Origin of the sequence: Marinobacter salarius, from assembly GCF_032922745.1 — a bacterium.
Taxonomy (GTDB): domain Bacteria; phylum Pseudomonadota; class Gammaproteobacteria; order Pseudomonadales; family Oleiphilaceae; genus Marinobacter.
Genome location: NZ_CP136693.1, coordinates 164531 through 178380, shown reverse-complemented (window position 1 = coordinate 178380; position 13850 = coordinate 164531). Strand labels below are relative to the sequence as shown.

Here is a 13850-nt window from a genome sequence, read left to right as displayed (position 1 = left end):
GCTTGCAAAGCTGCATGCAAATGACAATAATTATCACTAGCTTTGTTATCGTTAGTGAGATGCTCCTATGTATGTATGCCTCTGCCATGGTGTAACAGACCGAGAAATCCGTGAAGCCGCCGACAATGGCGTCAGTTCCATGCGCCAGCTTGGCAAGGAGCTCGGTGTTGGCACGCAATGCGGTCGTTGTGCCTTTACAGCACGGGAGATTCTCCGCGAAAGCCGCACCCCCGATTACCTGGCCATGGCTGACATGCTAGCCCAGCCCGCCTGACGGATAGGGTAGTGATAGGGAGAGTGCGGAATCCGTTCTTGCCTGCACCTGATTCCTAAATGTGATTTTTTCTCCCCGCGTGAAAGACTATCCTTGTAAGGATCGCACACTCACGAAAGGAGATCCGTCATGAAAGGCGACAAGAAAGTCATCCAGTTCCTGAATAAAGTACTCGCCAACGAGCTGACCGCCATCAACCAGTACTTCCTCCATTCCCGCATGTACAAGGATTGGGGTATCACCAAACTGGCGGACAAGGAATACGAAGAGTCCATCGACGAAATGAAGCATGCGGATCTGCTGATCGAACGCATCCTGTTTCTGGAAGGGCTACCTAACCTCCAGGACCTAAACAAGCTGCTGATCGGTGAAAACGTCGAGGAAATGCTGTCCTGTGACCTCAAACTGGAAATGATCGCCCATCAGGACCTGAAAGATGCGGTTGTTCATTGTGAGCAGGTGAAGGACTACACCAGTCGTGAACTGTTCCGTGGCATCCTCGACAGCGAAGAAGAGCACATTGATTGGCTCGAAACCCAGCTCGACATGATCGGCAAGATGGGTATCCAGAACTACATCCAGCTTCAGTCGTCCGCCGCGGAGTAAACATCAGTGACAATGGATCTGTCCTGTTTTAAAGCCTATGACCTTCGTGGCCGAGTGCCGGACCAGCTTAACCCAGAGCTGGCCGAACGCATCGGTCGCGCCTATGTGGAAGTGACGGGGGCGAAAAGAGTCATCGTCGGCTACGACATCCGGCTGTCCAGCCGTGACATCGCCGACGCCCTCTGCTCCGGCCTTATGGCCGCCGGTGCCGACGTTTTCGACATCGGCCTGTGTGGTACCGAGCTGGTCTACTTCGCCACCAGCCATTACAAAATGGACGGCGGCATCATGGTCACCGCCAGCCACAACCCGCGTGATCACAATGGCATGAAGATGGTGGGGCCGGACTCGCGCCCTATCAGTTCCGACAACGGCCTGAATGACATCCGTGACCGGGTGCCTGAGCCCTTCGGTGATGCGCCGGAACAGGGGCGATATGAGCCGTTGGAAGTGGTTACCGCCTATATCGATCACCTGTTGGGTTATATAGCGGCAGGATCGCTCAAGCCCAAAACCATCGTGGTCAACGCTGGTAACGGCGGGGCCGGGTTGATTATCGACGAGCTGGAACAACACCTGCCGTTCGATTTCGTCAAAGTGCACCACCAGGCCGATGGTCATTTCCCGAACGGTGTTCCCAACCCCATTCTGGAAGAAAACCGCGCCGCCACCGCGGATGCGGTTGTGGAGTATGGCGCTGTCATGGGCATTGCCTGGGACGGCGACTACGATCGCTGCTTCTTCTTTGACGAAAACGGCCGCTTCATCGAGGGCTACTATATTGTCGGCCTGCTGGCAGACCAGTTCCTCCGCAAAACCGGCGGCGGTAAAGTCATCCACGACCCAAGACTGACCTGGAACACCATCGACCTCGTCAACGCCGTTGGCGGCGAAGCCATCGAAAGCAAAACCGGCCACGCCTTCATCAAACAACGCATGCGCGACGAAGATGCAGTCTACGGCGGCGAAATGAGCGCCCACCACTACTTCCGCGACTTCGCCTACTGCGACAGCGGCATGATCCCCTGGTTGCTCGTCGCCGAACGCCTGTGCCAGTCCGGCCAGACGCTGTCCTCCCTGATAGACGCCCGAATCGAGGCCTATCCGGCCAGCGGCGAAATCAACCGCACGATCGATGATCCCCCCAAGGTCATTGCCGCCATAGAGGCCAAATACAGCCCGGGCGCCAAAAGTGTCAGCCACGTCGACGGTGCCAGCATCGAATTCGACGACTGGCGGTTCAACCTGCGAATGTCCAACACCGAACCGGTGGTTCGCCTGAACGTGGAATCGAGGGGGGATATTGCGTTGATGAAGGAAAAAACGGCAGAGCTGCTGGCGGAAATGCAAAGGCTAAACGAGAAAGGCTAACTCCGAATTTTGGGGCAGGCCGGCATGGTTCCCTCTCCCGAAACTGTGCGGAGCCATGGATGGCGAAGCCCAAGCGTCACATGGATGTGCCGCAAGGAGCGTGTTTCGGGAGAGGGAACCATGACGGACTGTCTTGCACCAATGGCAAAAGCCGGGAACCACTCAAAGCCAGTCGTTCAACATAACCCCGATACCAATCCGCTGAATCCGCTCATTGTAGTCAATCAGACTCTCACCATAGCCATTGTAATAATGGACATACCCCTTGATCGTATCCCCCATCGGAAAGCTATAACCCAACTCAATCGACGTCTTGTTGTCTGACCGCAAGTTGTTCATCAGCTTCATCGACAGCGTCCGATCCTCACTCCACTTGTAGATCGCCATGTAGTTCGCATAGCCCAGATAGCGCTCAATATCCTCATTGTCGTCCTCGCTGTCATCCTCCGGCAGTCGATACCAGGGCTGAAGGATGAACAGCCAGCGATCATAGCTGTAGGCTGCCGACCCCACGATCCGGTTCCAACTGCGGGAACGGGGTTCCGACTGGCCATTGGACTCATGATTAAAGCCCAGCGTGACACCATTCAGCCTGCCAGGGCCCAGGTCATAATTCGTCTCATAGCGTACAAAGACTTCCGGCTCATAATTGGTTTCCCGGAATGGCGCTGAGTCATCCGTGTTATACACCTGCCAAAACGATTTCTGGGTGTAGCCGAACCAGAGCGTCGTGCGGTCATCCAGCCAGCCAGTCAACAAGGGTACCTTGAAACTGATCTGGTACTTGGCTTCCTGGTTGTCGATGCCATAGTCGTAATCGGTTGCGCCCAGTCTCGGATTTGTGGGTTCACGATTGGCATTCTTCATATAGCTGAACGGCAGGATATACATCGGCCGATGGCCAACAAAACTGCCGGAAAACGAGAAAATAGCCTTCTCTGCGGCGACATAACGGTTCAGGATCGCCGACATCACGCCGGTGTCATCGCCTTCCTTCCTCTGCGCAGTGCTTTCGACATCCTCAAAAGTGGCATCACCATCTTCTGCGCTGGTCGCGTCCCGGTACTGCAGTGCTTCTGTTGATTTGTCGATGGCTTCCAGGCTGTCGTCAGAGGCACCGTTTCGAGCCGTGGCGGGATCATTGATCGCGTCATAGCACGCCAGGCGCTGCACGCCATCCTTGATCAGGGCGCACTGCTCTGGGTTAACGCCTTCGAAACTCCGATGATCGGACGTCCCGTCCTGTGCATTGACCGTCGCTGGCGCGAACAGATGCAGAGACAACAACAAACCAGCCAGCCTCGAAGCGCGATGGCGATAGACAATGGGCATGATCCTGTCCTTATGCGTTGGAAAGACTGATCCAGGTGTTGGCAACGCCGTACGCCCATACTCCGAGCAGCGTGAGTACAAGCAGGGAAAAAACGATTTTGTGCCGGGGTTTGCGTTCCGCAGCCGCTGCAACCACCCAGCGCAGGTACATCAGCCCGATAAAACTGATGAACACCGCCAGGCTTGCGGCGGCAGGGATCAACAGCCACACAGGGCTCAGCGCGGTGCCATCTTCCGCGCGGCTGGAAAACCAGCCCATGGACACCAGCAGTATGGCTACCGCCGTAAACTCGGTGATCAGTAATGGCTTTCGCCAGGGGTGTGGCTGGTTTGTGTCAGGCATACATTCTAACCCTCAGTATCTGTTTGGTGCATGGTACCCGGAAAGTGCTTTCGGAGCCCTCTGACTTACGAAATGGCAACGAAAATTGATTGAAATCGGGGGTTCATTTTGCAGTTTGGTTTTTTTGACCTGCCTCAGTCGCTATAATGCTGGCACAAACGATTATAACGCCCAATTGTGAGGTGCATTGTGATGATGAAGAGAGTCCTGGCTGCCGTATTGCTTGGTTTCGGCCTGACCGCAGGTGCCGTAATGGCCAATGTTGAAGATGAAATTCGTGCTCGCATTGCCCCGGTTGGCGAAGTGTGCGTCCAGGGTGAAGACTGTGGGCAGGCAGCTGCTCCATCTGCAAGCGCAAGCTCGGGCCCTCGTTCTGGAAGTGACGTTTACGATGCAGCCTGTACCGCTTGCCACAGCACTGGCGCGGCAGGCGCTCCCAAGAAGGGCGACACAGCCGCATGGTCACCCCGTATTGAAAAAGGACTGGACACACTGGTCAATCACGCGATCAACGGCTTCAATGCCATGCCGGCCAAGGGCGGTTGTTCCGGGTGCTCTGATGAGGAAATCGAGAGCGCCGTCGAGCACATGGTTGAGGCCAGCCAGTAGCAACTGTACTCCGGCCCACGGTAGATCAAAAAGCCCCCGATATTACGGGGGCTTTTTATTGGTTAGCGGAATGTTCGCCCGTTAGTGAATGGGCATATAGGTCAGTTGCCCTTCGATTCGCTCAGTGCCGTTTTTGGGCGTTGTCACTGCAATTGACCAGGTTTTGGGTCCATCTGCGCTGTTGCTGTCATGCAGAACATTGAGCCGGGAGTCCAGCCAGCCAAAAGCGCCGGATTGAGACATTGTCACCCAGGACGTCTGGCTCGTTTCCGCCGACTGGTTTGGTAGCGCTTTCCAACTGGGGCTCTCCGTATTAACGGTGACTTCGGTTCGGGTAAATCGTATAAACGCCTCCCCGTCCGTGCCCAATACGGTCAGAGGTTCTTCACCTTGATATCGAAGCAATATGCCCGGGCGCGGTGCATCCAGAATGATTGCACTGAGTCCGGGAATGTCGGGTTGATGGGCTATTCGAGCCTTTACGATGCCGTCCGGAACGTCCTCTGTCTCCAGTGCACCGTGGGCCCCTGCCTGCCCGGAGGCTGACAGGGACACCAGGCCGAACAACACCGGGGCCGCCAGGCGAGCTCCGACCTGTTCGATGTGTTTCATAACAATCCTCCTGACGGTCACAGCAGCTCGAGGGTTGACTCAATGATGCCACCGCTGGTGGTGGTATCGCTGGCCACCTGCGTGGGCGCCATGCAGGCGAGATTCTCATTCACCACAGTGATCGGCGCGGACACCGAGGGCACGCGGCCATCTGCGGTGTCCTTGCTGACGAACAGCATGTACTCGCCGGCGGGCACCACGTTGTGGTTGTCGGGCATGGTCAGAGTCAGCTTGTTGCCAGGACCCTGCTCCATGACCAGCTCAATGGCGCGCTGGTCACCGTCAATGACGTGGGTCATGACCGTGCGTCGAATCAGCAGTGCCTTGTCGATTTGATCCACCTGGTCGACCTTGATGTTGAATCGGTCGCCAATGGTCAGATTGCTGGGTGCACTTCTGATTATGGGGCGGTCGTCCCGCATGGCGTAGGGTGGCGTGTAGATTTCGAAACTCGGGTCGCGGCCGTCATAGGGTGCGAGTCCGAAATCCTGAAGATCCACGAACGTCAGGTAAGCGGTGTTGATCGGTGAGTGGCCGGCAACCATAACGCGGCCGTCCTCCATCAGTACCGCAGTGTTGTGGTAGGTGCGGGCACGGTGGCCAGTAGCCATTTCCGTCCATTCTCCGGTTTCAGGGTTGAACTGCTCGGCAGTGCGGATCGGGCCTTCCAGGCCGGGCGCTACCACACCGTCGCGATTGCCGCCGCTGAACACCATCACGGTGCCGTCGGGCATCACAACGTTTGTGCCGTACCAGCGAGGCTGATTCAGTGGTCCGGCCAAACGCGACTCGTAGCCGATTTCGTCGCCGTTGGTGGTGACGGTATCGATGCGGGTCTGGTCGGTGGGCAGGTAGCCGCCGGGGTTCGTCAGTACTGCATAACTGGGTACGCCGCCCGCGGTCAGCAGTTCCACTTCATTGTAGTTACCGCTGGCGTCTGGTTTCAGCGGCAACATGGTGGACGACGTGGAGCCCCGCATACCACCGGCGATCGCCATGCGCAGATCGTCTTCAGATACCCCAAGATCGGCCGCACTGGTCAGCAAATCCGTGGGCGAGTCGAGAACATCGCCAAGCAGTGAGCCGACCTGGTCAAGAGACAGGTTGGTGATGTTCAGGGTGCTGCTCAACTGCCCCAGCCCGGCTTCATCCAGCCTTAGTGGGAGGCCTGCATAGCCAATGTCGTTCCAGCGCTGGGTATCCGGGTTGAAGCTGGCAACAATGTTCCACAATGCCTGGTCGTAACCCTGGCCGAATGGGTTGAAGGCCTGGCCACCAGCGTTGTAGAAGATGTGTCCATTCGGCAGCAGATGCATGCGTGGATAGAGCGGTAAGGAGCGATCAGCGGTGGACGGGTTCTGCGTCCAGGCGCCGGCGCAGGGGTCGTAGGTCTCCGTTTGCACCACGTTGCGTCCGCTGTTCAGTGGCTCATCCGGGTACACTGGCTTCAGCAGCTTGGTGACACCGCTGGCGACGAAGACGTTGCCGTTGCCCATGGTAACGAGCGATGGATACCAGCGACCGAAGGTCATATCGCCACTCTGGCTCCAGGTGTTCGTCTCTTCGTCGAAAATTCTGGAGTTCTTGATGCCCTCCAGTTCGGCAACCCCCAGAGGCAGGCCGTCAATGCCTGGCTCTGAATAGTAGTCGGTGCCGCCAACGGCCATCACGTTGCCATTGGCCAGCCCAATCACGTCAGAACAGAAAAGCGCACCGTCATTCTTACTGGTGTTGTCGGCCGTATCGATCAGGCCATCCAGGTCCGTGCCGTTGAGCAGGGTTTCGCTGTCGTTACCGTCCGGGTTGGCGCCGGCATCCAGGGGTGTTGGTTTCAGCCAGGATGGGTTGTCGTTTTCGTTTAGGGACAGGACACGGGTCTGGTCGTTGACGGACACTTCGCCGAATTCGGCGACGATCGATAGCTCGACGTTTTCCGTGCCTTCAAGAGCGTTCAGGTAAAGCAGGCGTCCATCCTTGAGAAGCGCCATGGTGCCGGCGGCAGGCTTGCATTCGTCCATGCCATCACTTCGGGTGATGCATTTCTCATCAGTCTGAATTTCTTCTCCATCCACGATGATGGTGGGCTCGGCAAAGGGATCGCTGAATGCGCCCTTCTGTGCTGCAGATGTTTCGGTCTGCGTTGACGAATTATCTGCGGATCCGCCAAGAAGGTTGCCGAGCAGGCCAGCGTTGACGGGTGTCGACCCGACAGCCACCAGCAGCAGTGAGCCGGTGACGGTCGACAATCGGTTGGATAGACGGGACATAATGTCCTCCTGATGTTGTTTTTGTGTGCGCGGGGAACGGAGTCCCCTGGGCAGTTACGGATCAGGAGGTCATAAAGTTGCAGAGATTGTGAAAAAACGTGAAATTCAGTTCCCCAGGTCGCCAAGCAACGCGCTGAGGGTAGCCTTGCCCTTTTGCTGGTTGGCCTCTACGTCCAGGTCGCCGGTGCCCTCCCATCTTAGGTCGGCCTCGGGCAGTTCATCGAGAAACCGGCTTGGAATGGTTTCCAGTTTCTCTCCGTACTGTCTTCGCTGAGCGGCAAAGCTAAGGGTCAGGGTTTCCCGGGCTCGGGTGATGCCCACGTACATCAGTCGTCGTTCTTCCTCGACATTGCCTTCCTCAATGCTGGAGCGGTGGGGCAGTATTTCCTCTTCCAGGCCCATGATGAAGACGTGGGGGAATTCCAGGCCTTTTGAGGCGTGGAGGGTCAGCAGCTGGACCTTGTCGCTGTCGTCCTCTTCTTCGCGCTGCTCCATCATGTCACGCAAGATTAGCCGACTGATGGCATCTTCAATGCCCATTTCGTCGGCAGTACCCTTGCCATCGTCCAGCATGCGCTGGATGGATTCCACCAGGTACCAGATGTTCTCCATCCGTCGTTCTGCCTGTTTCGGCGAGCCGGAATGCAGGTGCAGCCATTCCTCGTACTCAATGTCGGTGAACAACTGCTTGATCACCGGAATCGGATCTTCGCGGTGCAGGCGCTCGCAGGTGTTGTCCACCCAGTGAGCGAAGCGCCGCAGACGGTCCAGCCCCTTCTCGGTGACATGGGTTTCGGCACCCATATCGCCCAGGGCACGAAACAGGCTGACGTTGCGGGAGCGGGCGTAATGGCTGAGCTGTTCCAGCGTGCGGGGGCCGATCTCGCGGCGGGGCACGTTGACGACGCGAAGGAACGCTGCATCGTCATCCGGGTTCACCAAAAGACGCAGATAGGACATGGCGTCCTTGATTTCGTTCTTGGAGAAGAACGACTGGCCACCGGAGATGTGATAGGGAATCTGGTAGGCCTGCAGTTTCATTTCCAGCAGCCGTGCCTGGTGATTGCCCCGATAGAGCACGGCGAAGTCCCGGAAGGCCAGGCCTTTCTTGAGTTTCTGGTCGAGGATTTCCGTGGCCACCCGTTCGGCTTCAGCGTCCTCATTGCGGCAGCGAACGATTCTTAGCTCGTCGCCGGTCGTATGATCGCTCCACAGGGCTTTCTCGAACACGTGGGGGTTGTTGGCGATGACCGTGTTGGCGCAACGGAGGATGCGAACCGTGGAACGGTAGTTCTGTTCCAGTTTGACGATCTTGAGGCTAGGGAAGTCTTCCTTGAGTTGAACAAGGTTTTCAGGCCGGGCACCGCGCCAGGCATAGATCGACTGGTCATCATCTCCAACGACGGTAAAGGCGGTCCGTTCCGCCACCAGCAGCTTGACCAACTCATACTGACAAAGGTTGGTGTCCTGGTATTCGTCCACCAGCATGTAGCGGATTTTCCGCCGCCATTTCTGCAACACCTCGGGATTATCGCGGAACAGTTGTACCGGCAGCAGGATCAGATCATCGAAATCCACCGCGTTATAGGCCTTCAGGTATTCGTTGTAGTGCCGGTAAATGATGGCAATACGCTGCTCCCGCTCATCAGCGGCCCGGCTCCAGGCATCCTGGGGGCTGCGCATGGCATTCTTCCAGGACGAGATGGTCATCTGCACGTCAGACAGTTCGTCGCCGGCATCCGCGCTGGCCTCGCGCATCATCAGGTCCTGTAGCAGGGCCTTGGCGTCTTCCGCATCGAAGATCGAAAAACCGGGGTGATAGCCCAGGTGCTCGTGCTCCTCGCGGATCATGTTCAGCCCGAGGTTATGGAAGGTGGAAACAATCAACCCCCGGGTCAGTTTGCGGTCCACCAGTCGCCCGACACGTTCTTTCATTTCGCGCGCGGCCTTGTTGGTGAAGGTCACGGCGGCGATGTGACGCCCAGGAATGCCAAGGTGTTCGATCAGGTAAGCCACTTTGCGGGTGATTACACTGGTCTTGCCGCTGCCGGCACCGGCAAGCACCAGCATGGGGCCCTCCGCGTAGCGGACGGCTTCACTCTGTCGGGGGTTGAGCTTGTTCACAATAATTTCGCCAATCCGGGAAATTCCGAGATAACCTGGGAAGCAAACATTCTACACCAGGCAGACATGCTGTACCTTGACGATCTATCAGCTATTCTTGAGGGAACGGAGATGTTTGATCACGAGGAACGGGACGCTTCTTGATGACCCTGGCAGTAAAACAATCCAACCCCAGCCATGTGCGGCTGCTGGTGCTGACACCGGAGTATGCGGATTTTCTCTGGCTGGGCTCGCTCCTGTCACGTGACCGTGAAATGGAACCGGACCTGACCTGGTGCCCGGATCTTATCGACTGCGATGATCTGATTCGCAATACCCACTTCGACGTTATCCTCTGGGACTGCGTGTTTCATGGCGGTTCCGAAGACGCGTTCCTGCAATATCTGTCCGTGTCCAGTAACGAGAAACCGGTACTGGCACTGAGCGCCGAGCAGGCCTCCGAGCGTGCTGGTGACCTGCTTGCCAATGGCGCTTCCGACTATTTAAGCCGCCAGTCGTTGGAAGAGTGGGGACTGCGTCGCGCGGTACGCTGCCTTTGGTACCGGCAGCAGCTTTCGGAGTCGGCTCACGGCCAGTTGGGTCGGGAAGTGGCCAGTGGTTTTATCAACCGTGACCTGTTCTTTGATCGCCTGCAACAGGCATTGCTGAGGGCTGAGCGTGCCGGCCAGCGGTTGGCACTGTTGCACATCAATCTGGATGATTTCCGCAGCTTCAATGAATCCTTCGGCTATCAGAAGAGTGACCAGATCATGCTGAAGCTGGCGGAACGGCTGCGACAGAGTCTGCGACGAGTGGATTCGCTGATGCGAATTGGTGGTGACGAGTTTGCGATCATTGTTGAAAAGGTGGAAGACTCCCTGGATCTGACCCAGATCATCCGCAAGCTCGTGACCACGCTGGGTGAACCATTCGGCATTGATGGTCAGAACGTCGTCGTCAGTGCCAGCCTCGGTGTGGCCACCTATCCGGAAGCAGGTGACAGCCCGGAGAACCTTCTGCGACGAGCCAACCGCGCCATGTTTGAGGCCAAGCGCGACCCCGGCACCAGTTACCGGTTTTACGATCGTCAGTTGCACATAACGGCAGGATACCAGCTGCGCCTGGAGGCGGATCTCCGTAATGCGCTGCGGGGCAATGAGCTGGAAGTGTATTACCAGCCGCGCATTGATCTCGCGTCCGAGGAAGTTCGGGGGGTGGAGTGCCTGCTCCGATGGAATCATCCAGAACGGGGGCTGGTGGGCCCGGATGAATTCATCCCGGTGGCAGAGCGCAGCGGGTTGATCGTTCCTATCGGCTACTGGGTGATTGAACAGGCCTGCAAGCGTCTGCAGGAGTGTTCCGATCTGGGGCATCCGGGGCTGGTCTTCGCGGTGAACCTTTCGTTCCGTCAGTTCCATGATCGCAAAATGACTGAGACCATTTTCCGCATTATATTCAATGCCAATGTCGACACCAGTCTGCTGGAGCTGGAGCTAACGGAAAGCGCCATGATGCACGACCCGGAATATGCCCAGCGATGTCTGCGGGAGCTCAATCAACTGGGTATCAGTTTCGCCCTGGATGATTTCGGAACCGGGTTCTCCTCACTCAGCAACCTTCAGCACCTGCCTATCTCCCTCGTAAAAATCGACAAGTCTTTCGTTCAGGAACTGGGGCAGTCTGCCGACGCCGAGCATATCATTCGTGCCATTATCAGCCTGGCTCATAGCCTGCAGATCAGCGTGGTCGCGGAAGGGGTGGAGACGGAAGGGCAACTGGAGTTCCTGCGACAGCAACACTGTGATGAAATTCAGGGTTACTACTACGCCCGCCCCATGCCATGGGCAGATCTTGTGCAATTCCTGGACAACCGTAGCCGCACTGCTTGCCTGCAGCAATAAGCCGCTGTACCTTTGCGCTTTGACTCGTAAGCATCAGATGAGGTTGCATGAACAGTATCATCAGGCGCATTGCTGACGAACTGGGTGTTCGTGAACAGCAGGTGAATGCCACCGTTGAAATGTTGGACGGTGGCGCCACCGTTCCCTTTATTGCCCGCTACCGCAAGGAAGTCACCGGCTCGCTGGATGACAGCCAGTTACGGTCTCTGGAAGATCGTCTGCGGTATCTGCGGGAGCTGGAAGACCGCCGTTCCACGATCCTCAACAGCATCGAGGAGCAGGGCAAGCTGACCGATGAATTGCGTGCCAGCATCGATTCGGCGGACACCAAGAACCGCCTGGAAGACCTCTACCTGCCGTATAAGCCGAAACGCCGGACCAAGGCGCAGATTGCCCGTGAAGCTGGCCTGGAACCGTTGGCCGATGCCCTGTATGACGACCCCGCACTGGAACCAGAGAGCACTGCGGAAGGCTATATCAATGAAGAAGCCGGTGTTGCCGATACCAAGGCCGCGCTTGATGGTGCCCGCTACATTCTGATGGAACGCTTTGCCGAGGACGCGGAACTCCTGGGTGAACTGCGTGATTTTATCTGGCAGCAGGGGCAGCTCAAGGTCGCCGTGGTGGACGGCAAGGAGAATGAGGGTGCCAAGTTCCGAGACTACTTCGACCATGTCGAGCCACTAAAGAAGGTGCCATCACACCGCGCGCTTGCCATCCTTCGGGGGCGCAATGAAGGCATGCTCACCTATTCCATCGTGGTCGGCGATGCGGAAGACGACCGCCGCCAGCCTCATCCGGCGGAACAGCGTATTGCCGCGCGCTGGCATATCCGTGACAACGGCCGTGCGGCCGACCGCTGGTTGTCGGAAGTGGTGCGCTGGACCTGGCGCGTAAAGCTGTCCACCCAGATCGAAACCGATCTCATGGCTCAAGTGCGGGAAGCGGCTGAAACCGAGGCGATCAACGTGTTTGCCGCCAACCTCAAGGATCTGCTATTGCTGGCGCCGGCTGGCCCCCGCGCCACACTGGGGCTGGATCCCGGCCTGCGCACCGGTGTGAAGGTGGCTATCATCGACGGCACCGGCCAGGTGGTGGGCCACGGTGGTATTTTTCCACACGCGCCCCGCAACCAGTGGGATCAGTCCATTGAACAGTTGGCGAACTGGTGCCGGCAGTACCGCATTGAGCTGGTGGCGATTGGTAACGGTACGGCCTCCCGCGAAACCGAAAAGCTGGTCGCGGACCTGAGCAAGCGTTACCCGGAACTGAAGCTGGCGCGAATTGTGGTCAGCGAATCCGGCGCTTCGATCTATTCCGCTTCTGAATTCGCTTCCCGCGAACTGCCGGATCTGGATGTGACCATTCGCGGGGCAGTCTCCATCGCCCGCCGGCTGCAGGACCCATTGGCGGAAATGGTGAAGATCGAACCCAAGTCCATTGGTGTAGGGCAGTACCAGCACGACGTGTCTCAGGTGCAACTGGCCCGCAGCCTGGATGCCGTGGTGGAGGACTGTGTTAACGGTGTTGGAGTGGATCTCAACACCGCATCTATCCCTCTGCTGGCACGGGTGTCCGGCCTGAACCAGAGCATCGCCCAGAACATCGTCGATTTCCGTAATCAGAATGGCGTATTCCGTGATCGCAGGCAGTTGCTTAAAGTTTCCCGCCTCGGTGATCGTACCTTTGAACAGTCGGCCGGTTTCCTTCGCATTGCGGGGGGGAGAATCCCCTGGATCGTTCCTCGGTCCATCCGGAAGCCTATGGCGTGGTCGAGGCCATTGCCCGCCAGAACAATCGTAAGATTGAGGGTATCGTCGGCGACGCCGATTTCCTGCGCTCGTTGAACCCGCAGGACTATGTCACCGAACAGTTTGGTCTGCCGACAATAAAGGATATTATTACGGAATTGGAGAAGCCGGGCCGTGATCCCCGGCCGGAGTTCCGCTTTGCCAGCTTCGAGGAGGGGGTGGAAACCCTCAATGACCTGAAGCCAGGCATGGTGCTGGAGGGTTCGGTCACCAACGTGACCAACTTCGGCGCATTCGTGGACATTGGCGTCCATCAGGACGGCCTTGTGCACATCTCTGCGTTGTCGAACACCTTCGTGAAAGATCCGAGGGAAGTGGTCAAGGCAGGGGATATCGTCAAGGTGAAAGTGATGGATGTGGATATCCCGAGAAAGCGGATTGCCCTTTCCATGCGTATGGATGACCAGCCCGGGGAGAAATCCGATAACCGCGCCGGCTCCAGCAATAAAGGTGGCAAACCTTCCGCAAGAAATGACCGCCACAAAGGCGCAGACAGCGGACAAAAGGGTGCCATGGCCGGAGCGCTGGCACAGGCTCTGGCGTCGGCTCGCAAAGACGGCCGTTAACCCGCGCCGCCACACACTACCGTAATGGCCGCCGGTGTTCCCGGCGGCCATTCAA

Annotated in this window: 10 protein-coding genes and 1 pseudogene; 6 read left to right on the top strand and 5 right to left on the bottom strand. The window is 57.5% G+C overall.

Translation table 11 applies throughout. The annotated features are described in order from the left end of the window. Positions 1-67 precede the first annotated feature (67 nt). The 3 genes from R1T46_RS00820 to R1T46_RS00810 all read left to right on the top strand — a co-directional run bounded on the left by R1T46_RS00820 (position 68) and on the right by R1T46_RS00810 (position 2251). The gene (locus tag R1T46_RS00820; RefSeq protein ID WP_317307066.1) at positions 68-274 is read left to right on the top strand and encodes a bacterioferritin-associated ferredoxin; all 207 of its coding nucleotides are present in this window, start codon (positions 68-70) and stop codon (positions 272-274) included. Positions 275-403: 129 nt separating this feature from the next. Next, positions 404-880, top strand: coding sequence for a bacterioferritin (gene bfr, locus R1T46_RS00815; RefSeq protein ID WP_007153572.1), 477 nt, complete (start codon positions 404-406; stop codon positions 878-880). Between the two features lie 12 nt (positions 881-892). Further along, positions 893-2251: a phosphomannomutase gene (locus R1T46_RS00810; RefSeq protein ID WP_317308244.1), complete on the top strand. Its 1359-nt coding sequence runs from the start codon at positions 893-895 to the stop codon at positions 2249-2251. A 162-nt stretch (positions 2252-2413) separates the two neighbouring features. Here the strand turns inward: R1T46_RS00810 and R1T46_RS00805 are convergent, their stop codons facing one another. Together R1T46_RS00805 and R1T46_RS00800 are read right to left on the bottom strand one after the other, a co-directional pair. Next, positions 2414-3583, bottom strand: a complete 1170-nt coding sequence (locus R1T46_RS00805; protein ID WP_317307065.1) for a phospholipase A — start codon at positions 3581-3583, stop codon at positions 2414-2416. A 10-nt stretch (positions 3584-3593) separates the two neighbouring features. Next, a complete protein-coding gene (locus R1T46_RS00800) occupies positions 3594-3926 on the bottom strand; it encodes a hypothetical protein (protein ID WP_317307064.1) in 333 nt (110 codons plus the stop codon). Positions 3927-4121: 195 nt separating this feature from the next. Between R1T46_RS00800 and R1T46_RS00795 the strand changes: the two genes are divergently transcribed. Next, complete coding sequence (locus R1T46_RS00795) at positions 4122-4535, top strand: c-type cytochrome (protein WP_036205573.1); 414 nt, start codon at positions 4122-4124, stop codon at positions 4533-4535. An 81-nt stretch (positions 4536-4616) separates the two neighbouring features. On the opposite strand, the gene R1T46_RS00790 is transcribed toward R1T46_RS00795, so the two are convergent. From R1T46_RS00790 to rep, 3 genes are all read right to left on the bottom strand, one after another. After that, on the bottom strand, positions 4617-5147 hold the full coding sequence (locus R1T46_RS00790) for a hypothetical protein (RefSeq protein ID WP_286811076.1): 531 nt from the start codon (positions 5145-5147) through the stop codon (positions 4617-4619). A 17-nt stretch (positions 5148-5164) separates the two neighbouring features. Continuing rightward, the gene (locus R1T46_RS00785; protein WP_317307063.1) at positions 5165-7414 is read right to left on the bottom strand and encodes a galactose oxidase-like domain-containing protein; all 2250 of its coding nucleotides are present in this window, start codon (positions 7412-7414) and stop codon (positions 5165-5167) included. A 105-nt stretch (positions 7415-7519) separates the two neighbouring features. Next, positions 7520-9538 (bottom strand): DNA helicase Rep, encoded by a 2019-nt coding sequence (gene rep / locus R1T46_RS00780; protein WP_317307062.1) that lies wholly within the window; start codon positions 9536-9538, stop codon positions 7520-7522. A gap of 143 nt (positions 9539-9681) precedes the next feature. Between rep and R1T46_RS00775 the strand changes: the two genes are divergently transcribed. Together R1T46_RS00775 and R1T46_RS00770 are read left to right on the top strand one after the other, a co-directional pair. After that, positions 9682-11418 carry an EAL domain-containing protein gene (locus tag R1T46_RS00775; RefSeq protein WP_317307061.1) on the top strand — a complete coding sequence of 579 codons (1737 nt, stop codon included), beginning with the start codon at positions 9682-9684 and terminating at the stop codon, positions 11416-11418. 47 nt (positions 11419-11465) lie between these two features. Continuing rightward, positions 11466-13795 (top strand): annotated as a pseudogene (locus R1T46_RS00770) (Tex family protein). Positions 13796-13850: the final 55 nt, after the last annotated feature.